34 protein-coding genes and 1 other RNA gene are annotated in these 23,864 nt (G+C 69.2%); 15 read left to right on the top strand and 20 right to left on the bottom strand.

The window, feature by feature from the left end; all coding sequences use genetic code 11:
• Positions 1-2,126, bottom strand: a 2,126-nt coding sequence (locus VEB62_RS07730; protein WP_324797646.1) for an ATP-dependent helicase, incomplete at its 3' end; no start/stop codon positions are given.
• Between the two features lie 119 nt (positions 2,127-2,245).
• Between VEB62_RS07730 and VEB62_RS07725 the strand changes: the two genes are divergently transcribed.
• Together VEB62_RS07725 and VEB62_RS07720 are read left to right on the top strand one after the other, a co-directional pair.
• On the top strand, positions 2,246-2,443 hold the full coding sequence (locus tag VEB62_RS07725; RefSeq protein WP_324797643.1) for a hypothetical protein: 198 nt from the start codon (positions 2,246-2,248) through the stop codon (positions 2,441-2,443).
• Between the two features lie 2 nt (positions 2,444-2,445).
• Complete coding sequence (locus VEB62_RS07720) at positions 2,446-2,766, top strand: hypothetical protein (RefSeq protein ID WP_324797642.1); 321 nt, start codon at positions 2,446-2,448, stop codon at positions 2,764-2,766.
• A gap of 4 nt (positions 2,767-2,770) precedes the next feature.
• Here VEB62_RS07720 and VEB62_RS07715 read toward each other — a convergent pair whose 3' ends face one another.
• Positions 2,771-3,487: an SIMPL domain-containing protein gene (locus VEB62_RS07715; protein WP_324797639.1), complete on the bottom strand. Its 717-nt coding sequence runs from the start codon at positions 3,485-3,487 to the stop codon at positions 2,771-2,773.
• Between the two features lie 43 nt (positions 3,488-3,530).
• Entirely contained in the window at positions 3,531-3,767 is a 237-nt protein-coding gene (locus tag VEB62_RS07710) for a ribbon-helix-helix domain-containing protein (protein ID WP_324797637.1), read from the bottom strand.
• A 112-nt stretch (positions 3,768-3,879) separates the two neighbouring features.
• On the opposite strand from VEB62_RS07710, the gene VEB62_RS07705 reads away from it, so the two are divergent.
• Together VEB62_RS07705 and VEB62_RS07700 are read left to right on the top strand one after the other, a co-directional pair.
• The gene (locus tag VEB62_RS07705; protein ID WP_324797634.1) at positions 3,880-4,635 is read left to right on the top strand and encodes a Coq4 family protein; all 756 of its coding nucleotides are present in this window, start codon (positions 3,880-3,882) and stop codon (positions 4,633-4,635) included.
• A gap of 100 nt (positions 4,636-4,735) precedes the next feature.
• The gene (locus VEB62_RS07700) at positions 4,736-5,680 is read left to right on the top strand and encodes a DMT family transporter (protein WP_324797632.1); all 945 of its coding nucleotides are present in this window, start codon (positions 4,736-4,738) and stop codon (positions 5,678-5,680) included.
• Here VEB62_RS07700 and VEB62_RS07695 read toward each other — a convergent pair.
• Complete coding sequence (locus VEB62_RS07695) at positions 5,677-5,832, bottom strand: hypothetical protein (RefSeq protein ID WP_324797629.1); 156 nt, start codon at positions 5,830-5,832, stop codon at positions 5,677-5,679. The two genes, VEB62_RS07700 and VEB62_RS07695, sit on opposite strands and share 4 nt — an antisense overlap.
• 1 nt (position 5,833) lies before the next feature.
• Positions 5,834-6,010 carry a DUF4169 family protein gene (locus VEB62_RS07690; protein ID WP_324797626.1) on the bottom strand — a complete coding sequence of 59 codons (177 nt, stop codon included), beginning with the start codon at positions 6,008-6,010 and terminating at the stop codon, positions 5,834-5,836.
• Positions 6,011-6,080: 70 nt separating this feature from the next.
• Between VEB62_RS07690 and VEB62_RS07685 the strand changes: the two genes are divergently transcribed.
• The gene (locus VEB62_RS07685) at positions 6,081-6,314 is read left to right on the top strand and encodes a DUF2171 domain-containing protein (RefSeq protein ID WP_324797623.1); all 234 of its coding nucleotides are present in this window, start codon (positions 6,081-6,083) and stop codon (positions 6,312-6,314) included.
• A 71-nt stretch (positions 6,315-6,385) separates the two neighbouring features.
• Entirely contained in the window at positions 6,386-6,787 is a 402-nt protein-coding gene (locus VEB62_RS07680) for a YccF domain-containing protein (RefSeq protein ID WP_324797621.1), read from the top strand.
• Between the two features lie 65 nt (positions 6,788-6,852).
• Here VEB62_RS07680 and fumC read toward each other — a convergent pair whose 3' ends face one another.
• On the bottom strand, positions 6,853-8,244 hold the full coding sequence (fumC, locus tag VEB62_RS07675; protein ID WP_324797618.1) for a class II fumarate hydratase: 1,392 nt from the start codon (positions 8,242-8,244) through the stop codon (positions 6,853-6,855).
• An 84-nt stretch (positions 8,245-8,328) separates the two neighbouring features.
• Between fumC and VEB62_RS07670 the strand changes: the two genes are divergently transcribed.
• Both VEB62_RS07670 and VEB62_RS07665 read left to right on the top strand, forming a co-directional pair.
• On the top strand, positions 8,329-8,937 hold the full coding sequence (locus VEB62_RS07670; protein WP_324797615.1) for a peptidylprolyl isomerase: 609 nt from the start codon (positions 8,329-8,331) through the stop codon (positions 8,935-8,937).
• Entirely contained in the window at positions 8,934-9,287 is a 354-nt protein-coding gene (locus tag VEB62_RS07665) for a RusA family crossover junction endodeoxyribonuclease (protein WP_324797652.1), read from the top strand. Before VEB62_RS07670 ends, VEB62_RS07665 begins: the two co-directional genes overlap by 4 nt.
• Positions 9,288-9,424: 137 nt before the next feature.
• On the opposite strand, the gene VEB62_RS07660 is transcribed toward VEB62_RS07665, so the two are convergent.
• The 4 genes from VEB62_RS07660 to ssrA all read right to left on the bottom strand — a co-directional run bounded on the left by VEB62_RS07660 (position 9,425) and on the right by ssrA (position 11,665).
• Positions 9,425-9,853 carry a GFA family protein gene (locus VEB62_RS07660; RefSeq protein WP_324797613.1) on the bottom strand — a complete coding sequence of 143 codons (429 nt, stop codon included), beginning with the start codon at positions 9,851-9,853 and terminating at the stop codon, positions 9,425-9,427.
• Positions 9,850-10,608, bottom strand: coding sequence for a C13 family peptidase (locus VEB62_RS07655; protein WP_324797611.1), 759 nt, complete (start codon positions 10,606-10,608; stop codon positions 9,850-9,852). The genes VEB62_RS07660 and VEB62_RS07655 overlap by 4 nt, the downstream gene beginning before the upstream one ends.
• Positions 10,609-10,666: 58 nt before the next feature.
• Positions 10,667-11,149 carry an SspB family protein gene (locus VEB62_RS07650; RefSeq protein ID WP_324797608.1) on the bottom strand — a complete coding sequence of 161 codons (483 nt, stop codon included), beginning with the start codon at positions 11,147-11,149 and terminating at the stop codon, positions 10,667-10,669.
• A gap of 153 nt (positions 11,150-11,302) precedes the next feature.
• Positions 11,303-11,665: a transfer-messenger RNA gene (gene ssrA, locus VEB62_RS07645) on the bottom strand.
• A gap of 108 nt (positions 11,666-11,773) precedes the next feature.
• On the opposite strand from ssrA, the gene copC reads away from it, so the two are divergent.
• Together copC and copD are read left to right on the top strand one after the other, a co-directional pair.
• The gene (copC, locus tag VEB62_RS07640) at positions 11,774-12,136 is read left to right on the top strand and encodes a copper homeostasis periplasmic binding protein CopC (RefSeq protein WP_324797605.1); all 363 of its coding nucleotides are present in this window, start codon (positions 11,774-11,776) and stop codon (positions 12,134-12,136) included.
• 1 nt (position 12,137) lies between these two features.
• On the top strand, positions 12,138-13,049 hold the full coding sequence (copD, locus tag VEB62_RS07635; protein ID WP_324797602.1) for a copper homeostasis membrane protein CopD: 912 nt from the start codon (positions 12,138-12,140) through the stop codon (positions 13,047-13,049).
• Here the strand turns inward: copD and VEB62_RS07630 are convergent.
• Complete coding sequence (locus VEB62_RS07630; RefSeq protein WP_324797599.1) at positions 13,046-13,537, bottom strand: YybH family protein; 492 nt, start codon at positions 13,535-13,537, stop codon at positions 13,046-13,048. The two genes, copD and VEB62_RS07630, sit on opposite strands and share 4 nt — an antisense overlap.
• A gap of 188 nt (positions 13,538-13,725) precedes the next feature.
• On the opposite strand from VEB62_RS07630, the gene VEB62_RS07625 reads away from it, so the two are divergent.
• Entirely contained in the window at positions 13,726-14,277 is a 552-nt protein-coding gene (locus VEB62_RS07625; RefSeq protein WP_324797597.1) for a hypothetical protein, read from the top strand.
• A gap of 18 nt (positions 14,278-14,295) precedes the next feature.
• Here VEB62_RS07625 and miaA read toward each other — a convergent pair whose 3' ends face one another.
• The gene (gene miaA, locus VEB62_RS07620) at positions 14,296-15,183 is read right to left on the bottom strand and encodes a tRNA (adenosine(37)-N6)-dimethylallyltransferase MiaA (RefSeq protein ID WP_324797648.1); all 888 of its coding nucleotides are present in this window, start codon (positions 15,181-15,183) and stop codon (positions 14,296-14,298) included.
• Positions 15,184-15,256: 73 nt separating this feature from the next.
• Between miaA and VEB62_RS07615 the strand changes: the two genes are divergently transcribed.
• Complete coding sequence (locus VEB62_RS07615; RefSeq protein WP_324797594.1) at positions 15,257-16,327, top strand: Mrp/NBP35 family ATP-binding protein; 1,071 nt, start codon at positions 15,257-15,259, stop codon at positions 16,325-16,327.
• A 59-nt stretch (positions 16,328-16,386) separates the two neighbouring features.
• Complete coding sequence (locus VEB62_RS07610) at positions 16,387-17,436, top strand: hypothetical protein (RefSeq protein WP_324797592.1); 1,050 nt, start codon at positions 16,387-16,389, stop codon at positions 17,434-17,436.
• Between the two features lie 15 nt (positions 17,437-17,451).
• On the opposite strand, the gene VEB62_RS07605 is transcribed toward VEB62_RS07610, so the two are convergent.
• Positions 17,452-17,964: a hypothetical protein gene (locus VEB62_RS07605; RefSeq protein ID WP_324797590.1), complete on the bottom strand. Its 513-nt coding sequence runs from the start codon at positions 17,962-17,964 to the stop codon at positions 17,452-17,454.
• A 203-nt stretch (positions 17,965-18,167) separates the two neighbouring features.
• On the opposite strand from VEB62_RS07605, the gene VEB62_RS07600 reads away from it, so the two are divergent.
• The gene (locus VEB62_RS07600; protein ID WP_324797587.1) at positions 18,168-18,371 is read left to right on the top strand and encodes a hypothetical protein; all 204 of its coding nucleotides are present in this window, start codon (positions 18,168-18,170) and stop codon (positions 18,369-18,371) included.
• 77 nt (positions 18,372-18,448) lie between these two features.
• On the opposite strand, the gene VEB62_RS07595 is transcribed toward VEB62_RS07600, so the two are convergent.
• The 7 genes from VEB62_RS07595 to VEB62_RS07565 form a co-directional block, all read right to left on the bottom strand.
• The gene (locus VEB62_RS07595; RefSeq protein ID WP_324797584.1) at positions 18,449-18,769 is read right to left on the bottom strand and encodes a YbjQ family protein; all 321 of its coding nucleotides are present in this window, start codon (positions 18,767-18,769) and stop codon (positions 18,449-18,451) included.
• Positions 18,770-18,783: 14 nt separating this feature from the next.
• Complete coding sequence (locus tag VEB62_RS07590; protein ID WP_324797581.1) at positions 18,784-19,299, bottom strand: dihydrofolate reductase; 516 nt, start codon at positions 19,297-19,299, stop codon at positions 18,784-18,786.
• Between the two features lie 72 nt (positions 19,300-19,371).
• Positions 19,372-20,043 (bottom strand): aquaporin, encoded by a 672-nt coding sequence (locus VEB62_RS07585; protein ID WP_324797579.1) that lies wholly within the window; start codon positions 20,041-20,043, stop codon positions 19,372-19,374.
• A 125-nt stretch (positions 20,044-20,168) separates the two neighbouring features.
• The gene (locus tag VEB62_RS07580; RefSeq protein ID WP_324797576.1) at positions 20,169-20,480 is read right to left on the bottom strand and encodes a nucleoside triphosphate pyrophosphohydrolase family protein; all 312 of its coding nucleotides are present in this window, start codon (positions 20,478-20,480) and stop codon (positions 20,169-20,171) included.
• Complete coding sequence (locus VEB62_RS07575; RefSeq protein WP_324797574.1) at positions 20,477-20,896, bottom strand: hypothetical protein; 420 nt, start codon at positions 20,894-20,896, stop codon at positions 20,477-20,479. Before VEB62_RS07575 ends, VEB62_RS07580 begins: the two co-directional genes overlap by 4 nt.
• Before the next feature lie 321 nt (positions 20,897-21,217).
• Positions 21,218-22,075 carry a thymidylate synthase gene (locus tag VEB62_RS07570; protein WP_324797571.1) on the bottom strand — a complete coding sequence of 286 codons (858 nt, stop codon included), beginning with the start codon at positions 22,073-22,075 and terminating at the stop codon, positions 21,218-21,220.
• A gap of 82 nt (positions 22,076-22,157) precedes the next feature.
• On the bottom strand, positions 22,158-22,955 hold the full coding sequence (locus tag VEB62_RS07565; protein WP_324797568.1) for a sterol desaturase family protein: 798 nt from the start codon (positions 22,953-22,955) through the stop codon (positions 22,158-22,160).
• 110 nt (positions 22,956-23,065) lie between these two features.
• Here VEB62_RS07565 and VEB62_RS07560 point away from each other — a divergent pair, with 110 nt between their 5' ends.
• On the top strand, positions 23,066-23,716 hold the full coding sequence (locus tag VEB62_RS07560; RefSeq protein ID WP_324797565.1) for a TetR/AcrR family transcriptional regulator: 651 nt from the start codon (positions 23,066-23,068) through the stop codon (positions 23,714-23,716).
• Positions 23,717-23,864: the final 148 nt, after the last annotated feature.

Raw genomic sequence — 23,864 nt, 5'->3', positions numbered from 1 at the left:
GCCGCCGGGGCCCGCGCGGCCGCGAACGACTGCGCCCGCTTCCAGCCCGGCGAGGAGTAGCCGCTGCCGAAAGTCGGCATCTCGTCCCAGCGGCTCTTGGCCTCCTTCATGCCGGGCGTGACGCCGTAGTAGCCCGTGTCGCTCTCGGCCTCGACGTGGTCGATGGGCAGTTCGTCGACGAACCGGCTCGGCAGCTGCGAGGTCCAGCGCCCATACACCAGCCGGTTGGCCGCGAATGAGATGCGTGCGTCCTGCTTGGCCCGGGTGACGCCGACATAGGCCAGCCGGCGTTCCTCCTCGAGTCCCTTCTCGCCCTTCTCGTCGATGCTGCGCTGGCTCGGGAAGACCCCTTCCTCCCAGCCGGGCAGGAAGACCAGCGGGAACTCCAGCCCCTTGGCCCCGTGCAGCGTCATGATCTGCACCGCGTCGTCGGCGCCGCCCCGGTCGAGATCCATGACCAGCGACACATGCTCCAGATAGGCGGGCAGGCTGTCGAAGGCCTGCATCGACTGGGTCAGTTCCTTGAGGTTGTCGAGCCGCGTCTGGCCGGTCGCCCGGTCGGCCTTCTGCATGTCGGTGTAGCCGCTCTCCTCCAGCACCGTCTCGGTCAGCTCCCAGTGCGTGGTGGTCTGGGCCAGCGCCCGCCAGCGGTCGATGTCGCGCACGAAGTTGCTCAGCGCCGTCCGCGTGCGCGCCTGCAGTTCGTCCGAGACGATCAGGTCGCGCACCGCCGCCATGGCCGAGACGCCCGACAGCCGGGCGATCTGCAGCACCTTCTGCACCGAGGTGTCGCCGACGCCGCGCTTGGGCACATTGACGATCCGCTCGAAGGCCAGATCGTCGTCCTCGGACAGGATCAGCCGCAGATAGGCGTGGGCGTCGCGGATCTCGGCCCGTTCGAAGAAGCGCGGCCCGCCGATCACCACATAGGGCACGGCCAGCAACACGAACCGCTCCTCGAACGCCCGCATCTGGAACGAAGCCCGGACCAGCACCGCCATGTCCTTGTAGGCCATGCCCTGGCGCCGCGCGGTCTCGATTTCGTCGGCGATCAGCCGGGCCTCGGCCTCGCCGTCCCAGACGCCGCGCACCCGAACCTTGTCGCCGCTCAGGTCCTCGGTCCACAGCGTCTTGCCCAGCCGCCCCTTGTTGGCCGCGATCAGGCCCGAGGCGGCGCCGAGGATATGCTGCGTCGAACGATAGTTGCGCTCCAGCCGGATCACCTTTGCGCCCGGGAAGTCGCGCTCGAAGCGCAGGATGTTGTCCACCTCGGCCCCGCGCCAGCCGTAGATCGACTGGTCGTCGTCGCCGACGCAGCAGACGTTGCCGGTCGAGGAGGTCAGCAGCCGCAGCCAAAGGTATTGGGCGACGTTGGTGTCCTGGTATTCGTCGACCAGGATGTAGCGGAACCGCCGCCGGTATTCCTCAGCGATATCCGTGTGTTTCGACAGGATCGTCAGGTTGTGCAGCAACAGGTCGCCGAAGTCGCAGGCGTTCAGGCTGACCAGCCGCGCCTGATAGGCGGCGTAGAGCGCGTGCCCCTTGCCGTTGGCGAAATCCTCGGTCGAGGGCAGCGTCTCGGGCGTCCAGCCGCGGTTCTTCCAGTGGTCGATCAGGCCGCTGAGCGAGCGCGGCGTCCACCGCTTGGTGTCCAGATTGGCCGCCTCGAGCAGTTGTTTGCAGACCCGCTCCTGGTCGTCGGTGTCGAGGATCGTGAAGGTCGACTTCAGTCCGACCAGCTCGGCGTGCCGCCGCAGGATCTGCGCCGCCACCGAGTGGAAGGTGCCCAGCCAGCGCAGCCCCTCGGCCGACGGCCCGATCAGATGGGTGATCCGCTCGCGCATCTCGCGCGCGGCCTTGTTGGTGAAGGTGACGGCGAGCAGCTCCCACGGCCGCGCCCGCCCGGTGGCGAGGATGTGCGCCAGCCGCGTGGTCAGCACCCGCGTCTTGCCCGTGCCGGCGCCCGCCAGCACCAGCACCGGCCCGTCCACCGTCTCGACCGCCTCGCGCTGTTCGGGATTCAGCCCCGCCAGATAGTCGGGCGCGCCCGAAGGCTCGACGCCCCCGGGGCCGCGCGAGCGGGCGAGATCGGAGATACGCGGGGCGGGGGTTTCAGGCAGACTCATCGCGAGAACATAAGGGGCACGGAGCCCGATGTCAGCGCCCGCGTCGTCGCGCCGCCGGGGAACCGTCAAGCCTGACCATCGTTCCGGTTGCTGACAGGGTTCAAAGGGAAGGGATACCCATGGCTGACAACACCAACAACACGGGCGGAAGCGGCAACACCGGCCTCGCGTTCATCGTCGGGGCGATCGTGGTCGTGCTGGCCGTGGTGGCCTATTTCGTCTTCGCCCGCGGCGGCGCGCCCGAGACGAAGAACGTCGACGTCGACGTCAATCTGCCTGAGGTGTCCGCCCCCGCGGTTCCTGGCACTGGAGGCTGAACATGACTGATCCGAACGTCCCCCCGCCGCGCGACGACCGTCCTGACGTCGTGCATCACACCACCATCAACAATCCGTCGACGACCGATAGGGGCGGCGGCGCCGGCTGGATCGGCTTCCTGGTCGGCGGCCTGCTGGTGGTGCTGGTCATCATCGCCGTCGTGGTGTTCTCGAACGGCGGCCTGAACCGGACCACGGACACCAAGGTCGATCTCGACGTCGATCTGCCGGCGCCCACGCTGCCGGAGGCGCCGAAGATGCCCGACCTGCCGGATCTGCCCGCGCCCAGCGTGCCCAATCCGGAGCCGGCCCCGGGCAACTGAGCGCCTACTTCAGACGGTAGCTGATCGTGGTCACGACCCGGACCCTCTGGTCCGGGGACTGGCTCGCGTCGCCATACCCCTCGCGCGGCAGGATTTCGAACGAGCCCTGCGTCGCCTGCCGGATCGGCCCCAGCGGCGCGCCCGAGTCCTTGGCGAACTGTGCGGCGCCGGTGCGGGCCGACGCCGTCGCCTCGGCGATCATGGCCGGGCGGACGTCGTTGAGCTTGGTGAAGATGTAGGTCGGGCCGGTGAAGTCCTGCAGCACCACGCCCTGGCGGACCAGATCGTTCATCGCCCGCGTCGTCGCCTGCACCCGCGCCACGTCGGTGGTTCGCACGATCACCGTCTGGGCCAGGATGAAGCGCGGGCCGCCGTCCTGCTGGGCGTACTCGCGTGAGAGCCGGTCCGACACCTCGAGCCGGCCCAGGGTCACGGCGTCGGCCGGGTAGCCCTGCGCCGTCAGGAACCGGCGCACGACCCCCAGGTCGGTGTCGATGCGCGCCTGCACCTCCGACAGCACCTCGCCCGAAACGGTGAAGCGCAGCGGCAGCACCGCCAGGTCCGCCTGCACGTCGCGCTCGGCCAGCCCCCTCACGGTCACCGACCGGTCGCCGACCCGGGCGTTGACGACGCCCTGACCGATCAGGGCGCCTCCGCCGATCAGCCCGACGGCGAGAAGGCCGCCCACGAGGCCGGCGGGGATCAGTCTGCTGTCGATCATGATGCGCTCTCCAGGGTGGAGGATGCGCCAACCCTGGTCGCTGTCAATCGGACGACTGCTGTTCGGCGAAAGAACGGTCTCCGCCCGTCCAGGCCAGCGCCAGAAGCCGGCAGGCCGAGGCCAGCGGTCTGCGTCCGCGCCGCTCGTCGATCCGCTTCATCAGCCCGGCGTGGGTCAGCTTCAGCTCCGCCGCCACGGCGTCCAGCACAGCCCAGAACTCCGGCTCCAGCGCCACCGAGGTGGCGTGTCCGGACAGGGAGACGGAGCGTTTTCTGAGCATGGGGCGAACCTAGCGGAGCCGGGCCTCCGCGGCGAGCGGCCGCCGGTTCCTGACCCTGTTCACCCGAAGTTCCCTACGCGCTATGTTAAGATGTCCCGCACAGGATCGCCGCATGACAGCGACCGCCGACTTCTACAGCGTCGAACCCTACCGGCCCCCGCGTGTAGAGCCGCTGACGGCCTTGCGCGCCTTCCGGCGGCTGATCCGCGACAAGGAGGACACCGCCCAGGTGTTCGAGATCATGCGCGCCCTGTCGGGACGCTCGATCGCCCGCGGCTACAACCGCATGCTCAAGACCATGGAAGGCGGCCGCCAGGCCTTCCTGCGCGAGGAACTGGCGCACAAGCTGGACGATCCGGTGTGGCTGGCGCGTTTCAGGCCGGGCACGGTGGGCGCCGCTTACCGGCGTTTCCGCCAGGCGCGGGGGTTCACGGCCGAGGGACTGGCCGTGGAGGCGCGCAAGGTCACGCCGCTGACGGACGCCCCGCACCCTATCTTCTGGTATTCCCGCCGACTGCGGGACGTGCACGATGTCTGGCACGTCCTGACGGGCTATGAGACCGACGCGCTGGGCGAGGCTTGCGTCGTCGCCTTCTCCCACGCCCAGACGGGCAATTTCGGCTTTGCCCTGATCGGCTGGGGCGGGGCCCGCGAGATCCAGCGCGAGAACCCGGCCGTCCCCGCCCGGCGCGCCGTCTTTCAGGCCTGGCGCAACGGCCGCGCCGCGCGCTGGCTGCCGGGGCTCGACTATGAGGCCCTGTTCGCCGTGCCCCTGGAGGCCGCGCGCGCCTCGTTGAACATCCGTCCGCCCGGCGTCTACGACCGCGTGCCGCCGGAGGCGCGGATGGCGCTCAAGCTGCGGGCCTGACCACCGCCCCGCCCTTTGGAAGGGGCTCATAAGCCTGCCTTGTGGCGCGGTCCGGATTCCTCGGCTTGCGTCCGGTCTCCGGCTCATCCACTTGGCGAGGATGTCCGCTTCCTCCGGGTCTCTCGTTTCGCCGCCGCCGACCGGTCTGTCCCGTGCGACCCTGTGGGCGATCGGCGGCGTCGCCCTGTGCGCGGCGATCTGGGGCACGACCTGGTATGCGATCACCCTGCAACTCGGCCAGGTCGCGCCGCTCGCCTCGATCGTCTGGCGCTTCGGTCTCGCCGCCATCCTGATCTTCGCCGGCTGTCTGATCACGCGCCGCTCCGTGACGCTCACCCTCAACCAGCATCTGACCGCGGCGGGGCAGGGCGTCTTCGCCTTCTCGATCAGCTACAGCTTCACCTACGCCGCCGAGGGGCGGATCCCCTCGGCCGTCGTGGCGGTGATCTTCGCCTCGCTCGCGCTTCTCAACCTGATCCTGTTCCGCATCGCCGCCCGGCAGCGGGCCGCCGCGCTTTCGTGGGGTGGAGCGGCTCTGGGCGTGGTCGGCGTCGCTGTGCTGTCAGGCTCGGAAGTGCTGGGCGCCGGCCTCGACACGGCCAGCGCGACCGGCGTCGGTTTCGCCGTGACGGCGGTGGCCGCCTCCGCCTTCGGCAACTACTTCGCCTGGCGCGGCCAGAACGCCGGGTCGGCGGTGATCCCGTCGACCGCCTGGGCGATGGCCTATGGCGCCGGCCTGCTCGCCCTCTACGGCCTGGCCACCGGAGTCGAATGGTCGATCGAGCCGAGCTTCACCTACCTCGGGTCGCTGCTGTACCTGTCGGTGTTCGGTTCCGTGATCGCCTTCGTGGTCTATTTCAGCGTCGCCCGCGCCCGCGGCTACGCCTTGGCCAGCTACATCTCGGCCCTGACGCCGCCCATCGCCATGCTGGTCTCGGTGCTGTTCGAGAACGCCCGCTTCGGCTGGCCGGCGCTGGCCGGTCTGGCGCTGGTGCTGGCCGGCCAGGTCCTGCTGATCCGGGCGCCCAAGGTCTCGGCGGTCTAGCCGAACCAGCCGCGCTTCTTCTTCGGTTTCTCCGCCGCCTCCGCGCTCGCGGCGGCGGCGGCCTCGGCCTCGCGCCGCTTGCGCTCGCTGGCGACGCGGATCGCCACCAGCATCGGGATCAGGCCGTGGCGGGTGCGCGGCATCTCGCCCATCTCAGTCCTCCAGCTTCGAGCCGTCCAGCAGGCTGTCCGCCCGCGCCCGTTCCTTGTCCGCCTTCGTCCGTTCGGCTTTCGACCGGCCATGCGCGGCGCGATTGCCGGCCGCCGCGGTCTTCGCCTCGGCCCGGGCGCGATCCTTGCGCACCCGGTTCAGGTTGACGATCTCGCCCATGAAGCCTCCGTTATGCAACCCGACCCGCGGCCGAACGGTTTCCCGACATCCACATCGTCAGGAGCGTCCCATGGTAGACCCGTCTCAAATCCGCGAAAGCCTCGAAGTCGTCGGTTCCGACGGTGCGCACGTCGGCCGCGTCGATCATGTGCGGGGCGACCAGATCGAACTGGCCAAGCTGGACCTCGGCTCGGGCTTCAAACACCACATGATCCCGGTCAGCTGGGTCGACCACGTCGACGCCCACGTCCATCTCAACGTCACGAAGGACGAGGCCAAGGCGCGCTGGGCCGAGACGCACTGAGACCCGGCGAGCCGACCCCGCTTACGGCGAATTCACGAACGGAAGCGCGCCGAGGCCCCTAACATGGCGGCATGATCCGACTCGTGCTCAACGTCCTCTGGCTCATCTTCGGCGGCTGGCTGTCCGGCCTGCTCTGGCTGTTCGGCGGGGCGATCCTGGCTCTGACCGTCGTCGGCCTGCCGTGGAGCTTCGCCGCGTGGCGGATCGCCAGCTATTCGTTCTGGCCGTTCGGCCGCGAGGTCGTCTGGCGCGACGCGGCCACGGGCCGTGAGGATCTGGGCACAGGCGGCGTCGGCGTGGTGCTGAACGTGATCTGGTTCATCTTCGCCGGCTGGTACCTCGCCTTGACGCACCTGATCATCGCCGTGGTCGAGTTCGTCTCGATCATCGGCATTCCCTTCGCGCTGAAGGACCTCGAACTGGCCAGGCTGGCGCTGGCTCCGGTCGGCCGGACCATCCGCGAGAAGCCCTGAGGGCGACTCACTCCGGAGCGAGCAGCACGTCCAGACAGGTTTCCCGCCGGTTCAGGAAGCGTCGATCACCCCGGCGAGATCATCTTCTCCGGCCGAACCCATTCGTCGAACTCCTCGTTCGTCAGATAGCCGCCGCCGACGGCCTCCTCGCGCAGGGTGGTGCCGTTTTTGTGCGCCGTCTTGGCGATCTTGGCGCAGGCGTCATAGCCCAGCCGTCCGTTCAGCGCCGTGACCAGCATCAGCGAGTTCTCCAGCCCCCGCTTGATGTTGTCCTCGCGCGGCTCGATCCCAACCACGCAGTTGTCGGTGAACGACACCGCGGCGTCGGCCATCAGCCGCACCGACTGCAGGAAGTTGTAGGCCATCACCGGATTGAAGACGTTCAGCTCGAAATGCCCCTGCGAGCCCGCGAAGGTCACCGCCGCGTGGTTGCCGAACACCTGCACGCAGACCTGCGTCAGAGCCTCGCACTGGGTCGGATTGACCTTGCCCGGCATGATCGACGAGCCCGGCTCGTTCTCCGGCAGGGCCAGTTCGCCCAGCCCCGAGCGCGGGCCCGAGCCGAGGAAGCGGATGTCGTTGGCGATCTTGAACAGCGAGGCCGCCACCGTGTTGATGGCCCCGTGGCTGAATACCATGGCGTCGTGCGCGGCCAGCGCCTCGAACTTGTTGGGCGCCGTGACGAAGGGCAGGCCGGTGATGGCGGCGATCTTCTCCGCCACCGTCTCCGCGAACCCGACCGGCGCATTCAGCCCGGTGCCCACGGCGGTGCCGCCCTGGGCCAGCTCCATCAGCTTTGGCAGGGTCTGTTCGATCCGCTCGATGCCGTTGGCGACCTGCTGGGCATAGCCGCCGAACTCCTGGCCCAGCGTCAGCGGCGTGGCGTCCTGGGTGTGGGTGCGGCCGATCTTGATGATGCCCTGCCAGGCGTCGCTCTTGGCCTTCAGCGCCGCGTGCAGATGCTTCAGCGCCGGGATCAGCGTCTTCACCACCTGCTCGGCGCAGGCCACATGCATGGCCGTCGGATAGGTGTCGTTCGACGACTGGCTCATGTTGACGTGGTCGTTGGGATGGACCGGCGTCTTCGAGCCCATCTCGCCGCCCAGCATCTCGATGGCGCGGTTCGAGATCACCTCGTTGGCGTTCATGTTCGACTGGGTGCCCGACCCCGTCTGCCAGACCACCAGCGGGAAATGATCGTTGAGCCTGCCCTCGATGACCTCGTTCGCCGCCTTGACGATGGTCTCGCCGATCGTCGGGTCCAGCTTGCCCAGCGCCATATTGGTCTCGGCCGCAGCCCGTTTGACGATGCCCAGCGCCCGCACGATCGGCAACGGCTGCGTCTCCTCGCCGATTTTGAAATTCCCCAGCGAGCGTTGCGCCTGCGCCCCCCAGTAGCGGTCCGGGGCGACCTCGATCGGGCCGAAGGTGTCGGTTTCGATGCGGGCGTTGCTCATGACGGCGAGGCTCTTCAGGCGTGACGGGAGGATGCGCGGCGGTGTAGCACGGAGAGGCGAGGGGACAAGGCGGATGAGCCGGCGATGCGGACGATGATCATGGCGGCGGCGCTGGCGCTTTCGGCCTGCGCGACCACGGCCAACGGCGCCGACCGGCCCCGGGTGGTGTTCGAGACCGACGCCGGCCGCATGGTCGTCGAGCTGGAGCTTGAGCGGGCGCCGCTGACCGTCTGCAACTTTCTCAGCTACGTCACCGACGGCGACTACGCGGGCGGCAGCTTCTTCCGCACCGTCGTCAGCGCGACCAACGACAATCCCAACCCCATCGACGTCATCCAGGCCGCCACGCCGCGCGGCTCTGACGACGACCTGCGCCCGCCGATCCCGCTGGAGCGCACCCGCGACACCGGCCTCAGCCACACGGCCGGGACCATCTCCATGGCCCGCGACGGCCCGGACACCGCCACCTCCAGCTTCTTCATCGTCACGCGGGATACGCCCAGCCTCGATTTCGGCGGCAGGCGCAATCCCGACGGCCAGGGCTTCGCCGCCTTCGGGCGTGTGGTCGAGGGGCTCGATGTCGCCCGGCGCATCCAGATGTCGCCCGCCGACGCCGAAGAGCAGCTGACCCCGCCCGTCATGATCCGCACGGCGACCCTGGTCGGCGAGGTCCCGCCCGGGTGCCGCCCTTGACGGCGGGCTGGATCGGCACGGGCAAGGTCCGCCTCCGGGAAATCGGCGAGACCGTCGAGATCACCATCGACGGCCTGACCACCCAGGCCAAATACTACAAGCCGCTGGTCTATGAGTTCATGCGCAAGGAGTGGGTGTCGCGCCCCTCCTGGGGGGATTTCGTCGTCGAGATCCGCATGGAGCATGTCGGCGATCCGCCGCACATCGACCTGGACAACCTCGCCAAGGCCCTGCTCGACGCCATCAAGGGCTATCTGTTCCACGACGACGCCCAGGTCGCCCGCCTGCTGGTCGAACGCCACGAGGGCGAGCGCGAGCGGATCACGATCCGGGTGTTTCCGCGGCCATAATTCCGCTCATCCCCGCGAAGGCGGGGACCCAGTGCTTTGGGTGATGGGCGGAAGACCCGGGGCATTTGTCGGCAGTCCGGAAGCGCCGGTGTCAGGCTGGACAGGACTGGGTCCCCGCCTTCGCGGGGATGAGCGGGTTATCGTAATCTCTCGTACCTCAACACGCCCACCACGCCCCCGCCGCCGTCGCTGGGGTGATGCCCACCGTCGTTGACCGGCGCCTCGGCGAAGTCGAACGGGCTGACCCCCTCAAGGCAGGCCGCGTTGACCCCGTACTCGTTCGGGTTCGAGCGCCGCCGGTGGTGGGTGTAGATGCCGCATGTCGAGCAGAACCAATGCCGCGCCACGCCGGTGTTGAACCGGTATTCCGTCAGCGCCTCGGCCCCCTCCAGCACCTCGACCCCGCCCGGCCCGGCCGTCACCGCCACGGCCCCGCGCATCCGGCACAGCGAACAGTCGCAGCGCCGCGCGCTGGCCAGCCCCTCGCTCAGCCGCACCCGGAAGCGCACCGTGCCGCAATGGCAGGCCGCCGGCGACCAGCCGTCCGCATCCACGGCGAGCGTCATCCCCCGCTCCGCTGAAAGCGCAGCGTCGGCAGCCGCAGCTGCATCTCGGCGCCGACGAACAGCTGCGGCTCGGACGGGACCGTGACCCCGGCCGCCGCCTCCTTGCGCGCCACGCAGGCCCGCGTCCCGGCCGCCAGTGCGAGGAAATCCGTCGCCGCCTGCAGGGTCTCGATCACGCAGCCGTCGAACCACGGATACGTCTCTTCGGCCCCGCACCCGAACGAGGTCCGCTCGCGGCTGGCCGCCGTCAGGACCATCCGGTTGGGCCCCGCCAGCGCATTGACGAAGACGCCGGAATAGCAGGCCGAGACGATCACCACGGTCGGGCGCGTCCCGCACCAGTGGCGCACGAGGTTGGCCATGTCGGCCGGCTCGAGGATGGCGTCGGGGCCGAAGACGATGCCCCGGGGCGAGCCGTGCGAGGTGAAATAGAGCAGACAGCCGCGCGGCGCCCGGGCGGCCACGTCGGTCACGTTCCGCAGCGCTTCCGCGGCGGTGACCGGGTCAGCCGCGTCGGGCCGCAGCGAATGGTCGACCAGGGCCTCGCGCGGCAGGCCCGCCTCGATGAAGCCCCGAGTCACGTCGCGCCGCGCATTGTCGAAGGCCTGGATCGGCTGGCCGCCGCCGTCACGCCAGTCCGCCGCGATCACCGCCGTGGCCCAGCCGTCGAAGCGGCCCGCGGGAGTCTGGCCGCATGCCGGCCCGGCGCCGGCCAGCAGAGCCGCCAGTATCAGCAGGAGCAGTCCCCGACCCATGCTCGCCTCGCCCAGGTTCAGGCAAGAGGTTAGCGCAAGCGGCGCCGGGGAAAAGGGGCTACTTCTTCCGGAACTGGTCCAGCGAGACGACCTTGGGCCCGTCGTCGCCGGTGGAGGGCGGGGGCGCGTCCGGCTCCGGCTCCAGCGCCGCGATCTCCTCGACCGTCGCCGGCGACTCGAACTGCAGCAGGAACTGCACCGACGGGTCGTAGAACCGCGTCACCGCCGTATAGGGCATGGACAGCACCTTCGGCATGCCGCCGAACTTCAGCATCACCGAGAACCGGTCGGCCTCGACCTTCAGGTCCCAGTACTGGTGCTGCAGCACCACCGTCATCTCGTCCGGGTATTTGGCCATGACGTCCGGCGGCACGCTGACGCCCGGCGCGCGGGTCTTGAAGGTGATGTAGAAATGGTGCGCCCCGGGGATGCCCTCGGGCATGGCCGCGCGCTCCAGGGCCGAGCGGATGACGCCGCGCAGGGCGTCCTGCGCCAGCTGCTCGTAGTGCATCTCGTCGACTGGCGGGGTCTCGTCGGCCATCGGGTCCCTCGGCTGTAGTGTCGAAGGGTTTAGCCGCGTGGGGGCGCGGGCGGAAGACGGCGAGAGGGTAAAGGGCGAGGAAAGTGGAGGGCTTCTGTTGGCAGGCGCCCCCACGCCTCCCAGGAAGAGAGGAGGGCGCCTTCGATACGGGAAAGTGGAGGGCTTCTGTTGGCAGGCGCCCTCCGGGCCCCGCCTGAGGAACTGATCCCCCAGGACTTAAGTGTTCGAAATCACCCGAACCGCTTACGCGGCGAGAGCGACTTCTCCAGCGAAGTTATCGTTCGCAGTTAGAAAATGGCCCGATACGGTGGGCCAGGACGGGCGAAAGCAGTCTTCTTTACACGTCCGTCGATGCTAGTCGGCCCCGCACCGCCCGCCGATACACGGGAGGAAATGGTGGAGCCGCCGGGAATCGCACCCGGGTCCGGTCCGCTTATTACAAGCGCGTTTATCGCCATAGTCCGGGCGAACCCGGACAGGGGTAATATAGGGTATGGAGCCCGCCATTCCAAGGGGTTCGCCGGGCCGGCGGGGGGATCGGCCCGCGACAGGAAGCGTTCAGGGTGGCAGGCGCAAGGTCGCCGGGGCACTGGACAATCCGCCATCGACATAGTCAGGAGAGCCATGACCCTTCATCGTCTGTTAGCCGTCGCCGCCGTCGTCCTGGTGGTCTCCGCTCCGGCCGCGGCCGCCCTGGCCCACGCACGGCTGGTGCGCTCCACGCCGGCGGCCAATGCGGTCGTCGCCTCGCCCGACGTGATCTCCTTGACGTTCAGCGAGCGGATGGTTCCGGCCTTTTCGTCCTTCGACCTGGTCGACGCGGCCGGGCGCGAGACCCCCGTCCGCGCCACTGTCAGCGAGGACGGCAAGACTCTCTCCGCCCGGGTGGCCCGGTCGCTGGCGGCGGGCGCCTGGACCGTCAACTGGCGGATCGCTTCCGGCGACGGGCACCGCATGACCGGGTCCTACGGCTTCACCGTCCGCTGACATGACCGAGGCGGCGCTGGTCGGGCTTCGCGCGATTCAGTACGCCGCGGCGGCCATCGTGCTCGGCGTGCCGGCCTTCATGCTGTATGGCCGCGCCGCCCTGGCTGGCGCCCGATCCGGCTGGGCGGGGCGCCTGATCCGGCTCGCCGCCGCCGTCCTGCTGTTGGCGACGCTGGCGGCCCTTGTCGTCCAGACCGCCGTCATGGCCGGCTCGCTGGTCGAGGCGGTCAAGCCCGAAACCCTCGGCTTCATGATCACCGGGACCGCCCTCGGCGCAGCCTACGCCGCCCGCGCGGCCCTGGCGCTCCTCGCCCTGATGCTGGCCCTTTCGCTCCGGTTCGACGGCGCCCTGTGGCGGAGCCTGATCCTTCCGGCGCTGCTGATCGGCGCCTCCTTCGCCTGGACCGGACACGGCGGGGCGACCGAAGGGCCGTGGCGTTGGCCGCACCTCGCCGCTGACGTCGTCCACGCCATCGCCGCCCTGATCTGGATCGGCGCCCTGGCCGCCTTCGTCGCCCTGGCGCGCCGGCGGAAGGAGGTCGACGCCCCCGTCGACGGTCTCGCCGCCGCCCTCGTGGGATTCGCGAACATCGGGACCCTGGCCGTGAGCGCCCTGGTTCTCTCCGGTCTGGTCAATGTCTGGGTCCTCGTCGGCCCCGACGCCCTGCCGGCCCTGCTGTCGACAGCGTGGGGTCAGCTGTTGGCGGTCAAGCTGGCGGCCTTCGCCGGCATGCTGGGGCTGGCCACCCTCCATCGCTACCGCCTCGCGCCGGCCCTGTCGGCTTCGGGCGTCCGGGACGCGCCGTCTCTGGGTCGGCTCCGGCGAACCCTGGCCGTCGAGTTCGCCCTCGGGCTGGCGATCCTTGGCCTTGTCGCCGCGATGGGCCTGCTGCCGCCGCCCGCCTCGCTCTAGGAGGGTCGCGGAGCCCGCGACGACCAGTGGATGTGCTGGATGCGCCAGCCGTCGCCGTGGCGGCGCAGCAGCATGGTCTCGGTGGTGATCCGGTCGACCGGCCGCCCGTTGAACTCGCCGGTGGTTCGGCCCTCGCTGGTGATCCACGCCACGTCGCCCGAAGCGTCGCCCGAGCGCCGCCTCACGGCGTCCCGGGTCATGGCGGCGAAGGCGGAGTCGGCCTCCAGATGGTGCGATGCATATTCGGCCCGGGACCGCTCCGCTCCGCCGGCCTCGAAGATCAGCGCATCCTCCGTCAGCAGGGCGAGGGCAGCGTCCCGGTCGCCGGCCCGCAGTGCGGCGTGGAAGGCGTCGACCGTCGCCGCCGCCTCGCTCGCCGCCGGCGTGAGGGCGGCCGGTGCATCAGCGTGATGCGCGTTCTGGGTCAGGCCGGGACCGGCCGAGAGGGCGAGGAGCAGGGCGGCGAGGGTGAAGGGCTGGCGGAACATGGGGCTCTCCGGAGGCGTTGGCGGCCACCTTGGTCGGGATTGCGCGGCCTGTCAGCCGTGCTCGTCGTGTGCGCCCGTGGTCAGGCAGGGCGGTCACCCCTGATCCGCGGACTTCCCCCGTCCGCGACGGTCTGGCAGACAGGCGGAAGCGACGTCGCCCGAATGGGCGGCGAATCCGGGGGAATCCGATGTCGAAGCTGGGCGCCGTCTGTGCGGCGATGATCTGCGCCGTTTGGATGTTGGGGTCGCCCGCCCTCGCGCAAAAGGTGACAGCCGGCGACCGCGCCCTGATCGAGGCGCGCATCGACATTCTCGACCGGGCGCTCGCCAGCGGTGATTTCGCGGCCAGCCTCGATGTGACCCCGCCGGCGCTCCGCGCCGCCCTCGCCAGCCGCCTCGGCGTCACCGAGGCCGAGATGCGGACCCTCCTGGCCGAGGCCATGGCCCCCATGATGGCTGACGTGACGTTTGTCTCCTACAAGATGGACGTTCCCGGCGCCGCGATCCACACCACGCCGACCGGCGGCCGCCCCTATCTGATGATCCCGACCACGACCGTGATGGATGTGAAGGACGTCGGGCGGATTCGGGTCAGGACGGAGACGCTCGCCATCGAGGAGGCCGGCGACTGGTACCTGATCCGCGTGCAGGAGGCCGCCCAGGTGACGATCCTCCGCGAGGTCTACCCGGAATTCGCCGACGTCCAGTTCGCGGAGGGCGTAACCGAACGGGTTCCGTAGGACTCGCCCGTCCGCGGTTCAACTAACCCGCGTCCACTCCGGCGTCTGGTTCCGGAACCAGGTCAGCTGGCGCTTGGCGTAGTTGCGGGTGGCCTGCCGCGTCGCCTCGACCGCCGCCGCCAGCGTCGTCTCCCCGGCCAGATGGGCCGCGAACTCGCGCACCCCGACCGCCTTCATCGCCGGCAGGGCCGGGTCCAGCCTGCGCGCGACCAGCGCCCGCACCTCGTCCAGCGCTCCCGCCTCGACCATCTGCGCCACCCGCAGGTCGCAGCTCGCGTAGAGCGCCTCCCGCTCCGGCTCGACCACCAGTCCCGTCCACGACCCCGGCGCCAGCAGCGGCGTGGTGTCCGCCGTCCAGTCGCTCAGCGCCCGCCCGGTGTGCTCCGCCACCGCCCAGGCCCGGGTCAGCCGCTGCCGGTCGCCCGCCTCGATCCGCTCCGCCGCCCCCGCGTCCACGGCCGCCAGGCGGGCCCGGAACGCCGTCTCGCCGAGCTGGTCGTAGAGCGCGCCGGCCGCCTCCCGGGACTCCAGCGGAACGTCAGGAATATCCGCCAAGCCATTGGTCAGGGCCGTGAAATACAGTCCGGTCCCGCCGACCAGCAGCGCCGGGCGCCGCGCCGCCGCCAGCTCCGCCAGCACCGGCATGACCGCCCGGTTCCAGCGCCCCACGGACCAGGCGTCGGCCGCGTCGGCGACGCCGTACAGCCGGTGTTCGGCCCGCGCCTCCTCCTCGAGCGAGGGCCGGGCGCTCAGCACCCGCAGGTCGGCGTACAGCTGCTGGCTGTCGGCGTTGACGATCACGGCCCCGGTCCGCTCCGCCGTCTCCAGCGCCAGCCGCGACTTGCCCGAGGCGGTCGGGCCGGCGATCAGCGTCACGGGCGTGGTGATCTCGAGTGCGGTCAAAATGCGGGCTCGCGAAGCGGGGGTGTTCGGCGATAGAACGCGGACCCCGACCCGGCAACCCATCAGGATCGCCCCCTTGCCCGACCGCGCAGCCGTCCTCGCCGCCCTCGACGCCGTCGCCGACCCGAAGACCGGGCAGGGGCTGGTCGCCGCCGGCCTGGTCCAGGGGCTGACCGTCGCGGACGACCGGGCGGGCTTCGTCATGGAGGTTCCGGCCGGCGAGACCGCCCTCTACGCCCCCGTCCGCGACGCCGCCGAGGCCGCGCTGAAGGCCATCCCCGGCATGGCCCGCGTCTCCGTGGTCCTGACCGCGGAGACCGCGCCCGCCGCCAAACCCGCCCGCCGCGCCTCCCTGTCGCCCCAGGCCGTCGACCAGACCCGTCCAAAAGCCCCCGTGCCCACCGATCGCCCGGCCCACGTCCGCCGCGTCCTCGCCATCGCCAGCGGCAAGGGCGGGGTCGGCAAGTCCACCGTCGCCGTCAATCTCGCCGCCGCCCTGGCCGGGCGGGGCCTGTCGGTCGGCGTGCTCGACGCCGACGTCTACGGCCCCTCGCTGCCGACCATGACCGGCGTCTCGGGCAAGCCGGAATACCGCGACGGCATGATGGAGCCGCACCTCGCCCACGGCCTCCGCCTGATGTCCGTCGGCCTGCTGACCGAGGCCGGCGACGCCATGATCTGGCGCGGCCCCATGGCCTCCCAGGCCCTGACCCAGATGCTGACCCAGACCCGCTGGGGGACGGAGGAGCGGCCGCTCGACATCCTCGTCGTCGACCTGCCGCCCGGCACCGGCGACGTCCAGCTGACCCTGATCCAGAAGACCCCGCTCGACGGCGCGGTGATCGTCTCGACCCCGCAGGAGGTGGCTCTGGCCGACGCCCGCCGCGCCCACCGCCTGTTCGAGAAGGTCGGGGTTCCCACGCTCGGCCTGATCGAGAACATGTCCGGCGACGTATTCGGTCGCGGCGGGGCCGGGGCCGAGGCCGACCGCCTCGGCGTGCCCTTCCTCGGCGACCTGCCGCTGGACCCCGCCCTGCGCGAGGCGGGCGACGCGGGCCGGCCGCTGGTCTCGGCGGATCCGGACGGGGACATCGCCCGTCGCTTCGCCGTCGTGGCGGCGCGGGTCGCCGACGTGCTGGGCGTCTGAGGCTTTCGAAACCTGACGGCGTCTTGCCTCCGCCCGTCTTCCGTCTAGCTTCCGGCGCCATGCTCCACGCGACCCGTCGCCTTCTGACCGACACCCTGCACCCGCTCGAGCGGGCCGCGGCGATCGAGCTTATCTCCCTCCGCGGCGGCCCCGGGGACGCCGAGGCCCTGCTGCCCCGGCTGCTCGCCGATCCCGTCGGCGACGGCGGCCTGGTCGAACCGATCGCGCGTCATGGCGACAAGGCGATGGTCGAGCGGCTGTTCGACCGCTTCGTCGCCGATGGCCGGCTGGTCGAGGGGGCGCCGCACGATCTGCTGTGGGCCTTCGGCTGGGCCGGGCTGGAACAGGCGAGGCCGGTACTGTTCGCCCACGCCTGCGAGGCCAATTGGGACGCCGCCCCGGCCGCCGTCGACGGCCTCGTCCAGTTGCCGCCGGACGGGATGGAGGATCAGGTCCGCGCCGCCGTGCAGACCTGCGTCGGCCAGTGGCTGTTCGCCGAATACCTGCCCGCCCTGGCCGGCTGGATCGGCGATGTGGAACTGGTCGACCGCTTCCTCGTCGACGACGGCGGGACGGACCTGCCCTCGACCGACTGCATGGCCGGGGTCGTCCTCGCCGTCGGCCTGCTCGGACCCGTCGGCCGCCAGCGGCTGCACGACCTGTTCTGGACGGATCAGTACCCGTCGATCTGGGACGAGTCCGTCTGCGCGACCGGTCGGGCCATGCGCCTGACCGGCCTTTCCGTCCTCGATCTCGCGACCGGGTTGCGCGCCCGGCTCCAGGACCCCGATCAGAAGCCGCCGCACTGGTGGTTCGTCATGGTCTGCGACATGGCCCGGCATCAGGCCGCGAGCCACGGCTTCCCGCCGGTCTGGCGCTTCCTGCCGCCACATGAGCCGGCGCTCGACCTGCATCACGCCCTGTTCGGCCGCAATGATGCCTGGGAAGAGGAACTCGGCCGCCTCGCCATGGAGCGGCTCGGCGTCGACGGTGAATGGCTATCGGGCGATATTCACGCCCTTCGGCGCCCGATCGAGGACCTGGTCCGGCGGGGCGCCCTGCAGGCGGAACTGGACGCCTGTTCCCGCTTCACCACCGCCGGGGCGTAGGCCGCCGCACCGGCCTCACAGCTTGCCGAACGACACGCCTTTCCAGCCCCAGCCCCCTTCGGCGACCGCCTTGTGCAGCGGGCGTTTGATCTCGCCCGTGTCGAACCTGTAGCTGTAGATTTCGCCCCAGGACCCGTCCTCGCGGAAGGCGTGGACGCTTTCGAAGCTCTTCTCCCACTTCTGGCCGCGGAACCCCGATCCGGCCAGGCTCAGGTCCGGGACCCCGGCCCGCCATTCCACCGACCATTCCTGGTCGGCCGAGCGCACCTCGCCGCGCTCCTCGTCGAACGTCATCAGCACCTTGAACACGCGCTGGATGCCGGCCCTGGCGAAGATCTCGTACCATTTGGCGTCGACGATCTTCCATTCGGCGACCAGGTCGACGCCCTCCGGCTTGCCGTCACGGATCACGATCGGCGAGGTGTCCCGGTTGAGCGCCAGCAGCCGCCTGCGCAGCGCGGCCACCGGCTCGCGCGCCACGCCCGCGGGCGCCGGTCGGCTGCCGGTCAACCAGCTGAATATACCCATCGCTGGTCCCCCGACCCCGGCCCACCGACGGGCTCGCGGCGACTGTCGCATGAAGCTGCAGCCAAGGGAACGAAGCCCGCCGTGCGGTCGCTCACTGGTATCCTGTGGTGGTGGGCCAATTATCACGCAATCGTGAGTGGTGGTCTTCCCGCCTGGCTCCACTGTTATCACGGGCGGATGGTCGCCCCACAGGAGACCGCGGAATGTCTAAAAAGCTCTTGGGCGCGATTCTGGTCGCAGCGTCTTTCGGAGCGATCGCCTATGCGGCGAACGCCGACCCGATCACCGAGCCGGGCTACAGCTGCGAGATCGGTTGCAAGTGGTACGCAACCTATGATGAGAACGGGGACTACAACGGGGGCTACTGGGTTTGCCCCGGCGAAGAGGCTGAGTGCGTCCCAGGGTAAGGACGCCCGGCGCGTAGAGACGGCACGACAACGGCTGCCGGCATGCTCCGGCGGCCGTTGCATTCCTGGCCGCCGCGTCACGCCGGCTCCACCACCACCGCCGTGCCATAGGCCAGCACCTCGGTGATCCCCGGAATGATCTCGTTGGCGTCGTAGCGCATGGCCAGGATGGCGTTGGCGCCCATCCCGCCGGCATGGGCCACCAGTTCGTCATAGGCCTCCTGCCGCGCCGCCTCGGCCAGCTTCACATAGGCCCCGACGCGCCCGCCCAGCATCGACTGCACGCCGCCGACCATGTCGCTGATGGCGTTCCTCGACCGCACCGTGATGCCGCGCACCATGCCGAGGGTTCTGACGACCCGGTGGCCGGGAATGTCGTTGGTGGTCACGATCAGCATGGGAACCTCCTCGGTCAGCGCTTCTCCAGCACTCGAAAAACGAAGGCGTGATCGTCCTTCTCGCCGGCCGGATGCGGCTCCGACGATACCTCGATCCACGCCGCCTCGTCGAACGTCGGGAACACCGCGTCCCCCTCCGGCTCGGCCTCGACCTCGGTCAGGTACAGCCGCTTCGCCCGCGGCAGGGTCGCCGCGAACAGGGCCACGCCGCCGATGACGCAGATCTCGTCGACCCCGTCGTCCCCGGCGGTCTCGCGCGCGATGTCGATCGCCTCGTCCAGCGTGGTGCAGGCCAGCGCCCCCTTCGCCAGGAACGACTCGTCCTTCGACAGCACCAGGTTCAGCCGCCCGGGCAGGGGCTTGAGCGGCAAACTCTCCCACGTCCGCCGCCCCATGATGCACGGCTTGCCCATGGTCACCGCCTTGAACCGCTGCAGGTCGCTGCGGAGCCGCCACGGCAGGCCGCCGTCCTTGCCGATCACCCCGTTGCGGGCGCGGGCGACGACGAGGGCGAGATGGGGCAGGGGCAAGCGAACCTCACGGCGGGCAGGAGCGATGGGACGGGCGGCCGCCGGTCGTCGGCCGCCGCCCGTTCTACGCCATCAGGCCTCGGGTTCCAGCACCTTGAAGCGGAACAGCAGGGCGCCGATCACCGCCCCGACCGCCGGGGCCGCGAAGAACACCCAGACCTGGCTCAGCGCCTCACCGCCCTGCAGCAGGGCCGGACCGAAGCTGCGCGCCGGATTGACCGACACGCCGGTCACCTGGATGCCGACGATGTGGATCACGGCCAGCGTCAGGCCGATGGCCAGGCCCGCGAAGGCGCCCTGACCCTTCTCTCCGGTCACGCCGAGGATGACGATCACGAAGATGGCCGTCGCCACGACCTCGAAGATCAGCGCCGCGTGCAGGCCGTAGCCGCCGGGCGAACCGGCGTCATAGCCATTGGCCCCGAGCGCCGCGAAGCCGGTCTTGGCGATCAGCCCCAGAATGGCCGCGCCGGCGATCGCGCCGAGGATCTGCGCCACCCAGTACAGCCCCATGTCCTTCAGCGACATCCGCCCGGCCACGAAGGCCGCCAGGCTGACCGCCGGATTGACGTGGCACCCGGACACCGGCCCGATGCCGTAGGCCATGGCCACGATGGCCAGACCGAACGCCAGCGCGATGCCCAGCTGGCCGACGATGTCGAACCCGCCCAGCACCGCGGCGCCGCACCCGAACAGCACCAGCACCATCGTGCCGACGAACTCGGCCGAGAATTTCTTGATCATCATAGCCTCCCCAAGGGTCCGCTCATCGGCGGACGGGCGAAGGATGCGCCTGAGTCGCCGTTACGGCCACGCTTGGGAGAACGAAGTTACGAATCTTTACAGTTCGGCCGCCGCCGGCGATGGCGTCAGCCGCCTGGCCGCGGCTCCAGCCAGTGCAGCCATTTCCGCTGCATCGCCGCCTCGAGGTCGATCCCGGCGCGGTCGCAATAGATCAGCAGCATCCCCAGCACGTCCGCCGCCTCGTCGCCCAGCTTGCCGGCGTCGGCCGCCCCGCGCGCCCGTCCGCTCATCCGCAGATGCTCCGCGGTCAGCTCGCCCAGCTCCTCCTGCACCTTCAGCAGGGCCCAGTCGCCAGAGCGCTCGATGCCGTGCTCGGCCGCATAGATGTCGGAGATGCGCAGGACGGCTTCTGAAAGAGATTGGAGGCTCAGGGTCATGCGTGCCGATACCTCTCTATGGCGAGAGCATCCATGATCCTGTCGCCTTCATCGAAAAGCGATTTCCGCTGAAGGCAAAACCCCTTTAAGCACGGGCACATTATGCGATTTGAGAATATCTCGAGAAGATATGGCTCATAGGAAGCAGCTACCATCTCATTCATGAATGTTACGATCGTCCTCTCAATCATATTCTCTACGCGGCCAGGAAAATCTATTTCCCCCAAAGCAGCTACGTTGAGTTCAAGCTGTGCCACAAAGCCGTAAAGCTCGTTGCGAAATGCATCGGGGCTAAACGGGTTTGCGCCAGCTGCTGCCTGACACTTACCCCATTGGGTCCGTGTATCCTCTAGGAAGCGCCGCGCTGCATCGATGGCAGTGACCCGAACGCTGTGACGCAACTGGGCGATGACCAAGGCAGCCCCGATGGCCGCGGCAGACGCCGCTACCCAATCAGCAAAATTTCCGAAGTCAGTCGCCCCCGCCAAAATCACCTCTTTGGAGGAGGAGGGGGCGGTGGAGGCGGCGTTGGCGACCTTGGAACCGGAACAGAGCTTTTCTCGGTGGGCCTCGGAGGAGGGGAGCGCGGCGGATTGGCCATCCTACTTCCTGCTGGGAGGCGGCGGCGGAGGCGGCGGGGGCGGAGTCGGTGATTTGGGAACAGGCACACTGAACCTGCCTGGAAGAGAGGGCGGCGGTGGCGGTGATGGTGGACGTGCCATGTGAATGCCCCTCGATCAGACCGCCACCGGCGCCTTGATATGCGGCCACGGCTCGTAACCGGTCAGCACGAAGTCCTCCAGCCGGTAGGCGAACAGGTCGTCCCTGGGCGTGATGGTCATGACCGGCAGGGGCAGGGGCTCCCGCGCCAGCTGGGTCGCCGCCTGCTCGACGTGGTTCAGATACAGGTGGGCGTCGCCGAAGGTGTGCACGAACTCGCCGGGCTTCAGGCCCGTGACCTGCGCCACCATCATGGTCAGGAGCGCATACGAGGCGATGTTGAACGGCACCCCCAGGAAGATGTCGGCCGAGCGCTGGTACAGCTGGCAGCTCAGCTTTCCATCGGCGACGAAGAACTGGAACAGGCAGTGACAGGGCGGCAGGGCCATGTCGTCGACGTCGGCCGGGTTCCAGGCGCTGACGATGTGACGGCGCCCGTTCGGATTGGTCTTCAGTCCGTCGATCAGCTTCTCGATCTGGTCGATGACCCGCCCGTCCGGCGCCGCCCACGAGCGCCACTGCTTGCCGTAGACCGGCCCCAGCTCGCCCTCGGCGTCGGCCCATTCGTCCCAGATGCGGACCCCGTTGTCCTTGAGCCAGCCGATATTGGTCTCGCCGCGCAGGAACCACAGCAGTTCGACGATGATCGAGCGCAGGTGCAGCTTCTTGGTGGTCAGGACCGGAAAGCCCTTCGACAGGTCGAAGCGCATCTGCCGCCCGAACACCCCCAGCGTCCCGGTGCCTGTCCGGTCGTCCCGTCGCGCCCCGTTGTCGAGGATATCGCGCAGCAGGTTGAGGTACTGCCACTCCGGATGATCGGCCGCGACGGCTCCGGTGCGGGCCTGAAGGTCGGCGATGGCGACGGCGGCGTTCATGGTCCCAGTTTGACGCCGATTCGCGGTCTCCCGGCAGAGGCCGCGAATCACTTGCCCACAGACCAGCCAACCTGTCCCCGGTTCAGGCCAGCGTCTTCCCCACCAGCAAGGCCCCGAGCTCGGCGGACGCCCCGTCATAGAAGCCGGCTTCTTTCGGCGCGGTCTTCGGGTTGTTCCAGGTGCCGAACATCATGTCGATCAGGGGCAGGTCGCAGTAGTTCGACCGGTGCACGCCCCGCTCGTGATGCGCCGCGTGCATCTCCGGCCTGGCCACGATCCACCCCAGCCACCGCGGCGTCCGCACATTGGCGTGGGTGAACATGCCCATGAAGCTGTTCAGCAGCACGATCGGGATCACCGCCTCAACCGAAATCCCCACGATCCATACCAGCGCCAGGCTGCCCTGAAGCGTCCAGGCGACCATGTCGAGCGGGTGGAACCAGAACGCGCCCCAGACATCGACACGCTCGGCGCTGTGATGCGTCTGATGCAGATGCCGCCACAGAAAGTCGACGCCATGCAGCGAACGATGCCACAGGTACATCGTCAGCTGATACATGACGAAGCCCGCTCCGAGCTGGAGCCACAGCGGCTGCGCCGTGAGATCGAGCAGCCGGTGTTCCGCCAGGAAGGCGTCCCAGAGCAGCGGCGCGAACAGGGCGATGGTCATGTAGACCATGAAGGCGCCGACGCCTCTCAGCCTCCACCACGGGCTGGAGGGGTAACGGCGCGGCCGCCAGAAGGTATCCAGCAGAATAAAGCCGACGAACATCGCCAGGATGGAAACGGTTACAACATTGATCATCTTTAACCTCGCGAGGGCTGATCCGGGGAGGCCGAAGTGATAGAAGGCGCCGCCCTGCGACATCAGCCGTCGCATGGTCCAGTACCTTTGCGGGGCGTGTTTTCCGCGTGTTTCCAACATCTTCCGGGCCGCTGACGCCGCGTTCGCCGTGTCAGCTTGTGGCTGAAATGAGGAAAACCGCACTCATGGTGCAGACATTGACCCGTGAAAGGCCCGTCCAGCGCGTGTCGCGCGGCGAGCAGACCCGTGACCGCGTTCTCGACGTGGCCGAGGCTTCCGTGCTGGCCAAGGGGTTCGCCGCCACCTCGATCGACGAAATCCTGTTCGAGGCCTGCATCACCAAGAGCGGCTTCTTCTACCACTTCCGTGACAAGAATGATCTGGCCCTGGCCCTGATCGAACGCTTTCGCGAGCGCGACCTCGACATTTTCGAGCAGATGTTTCGCCGCGCGGAGGAACTGACCGACGACCCGCTGCAGGTCTATCTGGTTGGCCTCAAACTGCTGGCCGAAACCATGGCCGACGTACAGGCCGAGCGGCCCGGCTGCCTCGTCGCCACCTTCGTCTACCAGGACCAGCAGTTCGACCATCGGGTCCGCGCCGTGCTGATCGAGATGACGGAGACCTGGCGCGCCCAGTTCCTGGCCCGTGTGGAGGCGATCGCCGCCGTCCATCCGCCGAGGGTCGCCATCGATCTGCGGGACCTCGCGGACATGCTGATGACCGTCGTTGACGGAGGCATCCTCGTCGCCAAGGCGCTGGGCCAGCCGGGATTGCTGGAAAATCAGGTGCTGGCCTACCGCACCCTTGTCCGGACCGTGTTTCTGGGGGTGTGACCCGCCGTGACGCTGTGCTGACAATCCGGGAATCTATAGTCGGGTTCAGCGGGTGAATATCCAGCACGATCAACGACATCACCTGTCGCCAAACCCCGTCTCCTGCGCACAGCTGGAGCCGGGCGCATACTTTGCCCATCCCGTCGAC

The organism is Brevundimonas sp., from assembly GCF_035626975.1.
GTDB lineage: Bacteria > Pseudomonadota > Alphaproteobacteria > Caulobacterales > Caulobacteraceae > Brevundimonas.
Note: the sequence above shows the minus strand (reverse complement) of the source record. Positions and strands in the feature narration are given on the sequence as shown.

What these genes read in the sequence shown, in the direction of transcription:
- VEB62_RS07725 (WP_324797643.1), top strand. Translation starts at nt 2,246, where the DNA reads ATGGCTGACAACACCAACAACACGGGCGGAAGCGGCAACACCGGCCTC.
- VEB62_RS07720 (WP_324797642.1), top strand. Translation starts at nt 2,446, where the DNA reads ATGACTGATCCGAACGTCCCCCCGCCGCGCGACGACCGTCCTGACGTC.
- VEB62_RS07715 (WP_324797639.1), bottom strand. Translation starts at nt 3,487, where the DNA reads ATGATCGACAGCAGACTGATCCCCGCCGGCCTCGTGGGCGGCCTTCTC.
- VEB62_RS07710 (WP_324797637.1), bottom strand. Translation starts at nt 3,767, where the DNA reads ATGCTCAGAAAACGCTCCGTCTCCCTGTCCGGACACGCCACCTCGGTG.
- VEB62_RS07705 (WP_324797634.1), top strand. Translation starts at nt 3,880, where the DNA reads ATGACAGCGACCGCCGACTTCTACAGCGTCGAACCCTACCGGCCCCCG.
- VEB62_RS07700 (WP_324797632.1), top strand. Translation starts at nt 4,736, where the DNA reads ATGTCCGCTTCCTCCGGGTCTCTCGTTTCGCCGCCGCCGACCGGTCTG.
- VEB62_RS07695 (WP_324797629.1), bottom strand. Translation starts at nt 5,832, where the DNA reads ATGGGCGAGATGCCGCGCACCCGCCACGGCCTGATCCCGATGCTGGTG.
- VEB62_RS07690 (WP_324797626.1), bottom strand. Translation starts at nt 6,010, where the DNA reads ATGGGCGAGATCGTCAACCTGAACCGGGTGCGCAAGGATCGCGCCCGG.
- VEB62_RS07685 (WP_324797623.1), top strand. Translation starts at nt 6,081, where the DNA reads ATGGTAGACCCGTCTCAAATCCGCGAAAGCCTCGAAGTCGTCGGTTCC.
- VEB62_RS07680 (WP_324797621.1), top strand. Translation starts at nt 6,386, where the DNA reads ATGATCCGACTCGTGCTCAACGTCCTCTGGCTCATCTTCGGCGGCTGG.
- fumC (WP_324797618.1), bottom strand. Translation starts at nt 8,244, where the DNA reads ATGAGCAACGCCCGCATCGAAACCGACACCTTCGGCCCGATCGAGGTC.
- VEB62_RS07670 (WP_324797615.1), top strand. Translation starts at nt 8,329, where the DNA reads ATGCGGACGATGATCATGGCGGCGGCGCTGGCGCTTTCGGCCTGCGCG.
- VEB62_RS07660 (WP_324797613.1), bottom strand. Translation starts at nt 9,853, where the DNA reads ATGACGCTCGCCGTGGATGCGGACGGCTGGTCGCCGGCGGCCTGCCAT.
- VEB62_RS07655 (WP_324797611.1), bottom strand. Translation starts at nt 10,608, where the DNA reads ATGGGTCGGGGACTGCTCCTGCTGATACTGGCGGCTCTGCTGGCCGGC.
- VEB62_RS07650 (WP_324797608.1), bottom strand. Translation starts at nt 11,149, where the DNA reads ATGGCCGACGAGACCCCGCCAGTCGACGAGATGCACTACGAGCAGCTG.
- copC (WP_324797605.1), top strand. Translation starts at nt 11,774, where the DNA reads ATGACCCTTCATCGTCTGTTAGCCGTCGCCGCCGTCGTCCTGGTGGTC.
- copD (WP_324797602.1), top strand. Translation starts at nt 12,138, where the DNA reads ATGACCGAGGCGGCGCTGGTCGGGCTTCGCGCGATTCAGTACGCCGCG.
- VEB62_RS07630 (WP_324797599.1), bottom strand. Translation starts at nt 13,537, where the DNA reads ATGTTCCGCCAGCCCTTCACCCTCGCCGCCCTGCTCCTCGCCCTCTCG.
- VEB62_RS07625 (WP_324797597.1), top strand. Translation starts at nt 13,726, where the DNA reads ATGTCGAAGCTGGGCGCCGTCTGTGCGGCGATGATCTGCGCCGTTTGG.
- VEB62_RS07610 (WP_324797592.1), top strand. Translation starts at nt 16,387, where the DNA reads ATGCTCCACGCGACCCGTCGCCTTCTGACCGACACCCTGCACCCGCTC.
- VEB62_RS07605 (WP_324797590.1), bottom strand. Translation starts at nt 17,964, where the DNA reads ATGGGTATATTCAGCTGGTTGACCGGCAGCCGACCGGCGCCCGCGGGC.
- VEB62_RS07600 (WP_324797587.1), top strand. Translation starts at nt 18,168, where the DNA reads ATGTCTAAAAAGCTCTTGGGCGCGATTCTGGTCGCAGCGTCTTTCGGA.
- VEB62_RS07595 (WP_324797584.1), bottom strand. Translation starts at nt 18,769, where the DNA reads ATGCTGATCGTGACCACCAACGACATTCCCGGCCACCGGGTCGTCAGA.
- VEB62_RS07585 (WP_324797579.1), bottom strand. Translation starts at nt 20,043, where the DNA reads ATGATCAAGAAATTCTCGGCCGAGTTCGTCGGCACGATGGTGCTGGTG.
- VEB62_RS07580 (WP_324797576.1), bottom strand. Translation starts at nt 20,480, where the DNA reads ATGACCCTGAGCCTCCAATCTCTTTCAGAAGCCGTCCTGCGCATCTCC.
- VEB62_RS07570 (WP_324797571.1), bottom strand. Translation starts at nt 22,075, where the DNA reads ATGAACGCCGCCGTCGCCATCGCCGACCTTCAGGCCCGCACCGGAGCC.
- VEB62_RS07565 (WP_324797568.1), bottom strand. Translation starts at nt 22,955, where the DNA reads ATGCGACGGCTGATGTCGCAGGGCGGCGCCTTCTATCACTTCGGCCTC.
- VEB62_RS07560 (WP_324797565.1), top strand. Translation starts at nt 23,066, where the DNA reads ATGGTGCAGACATTGACCCGTGAAAGGCCCGTCCAGCGCGTGTCGCGC.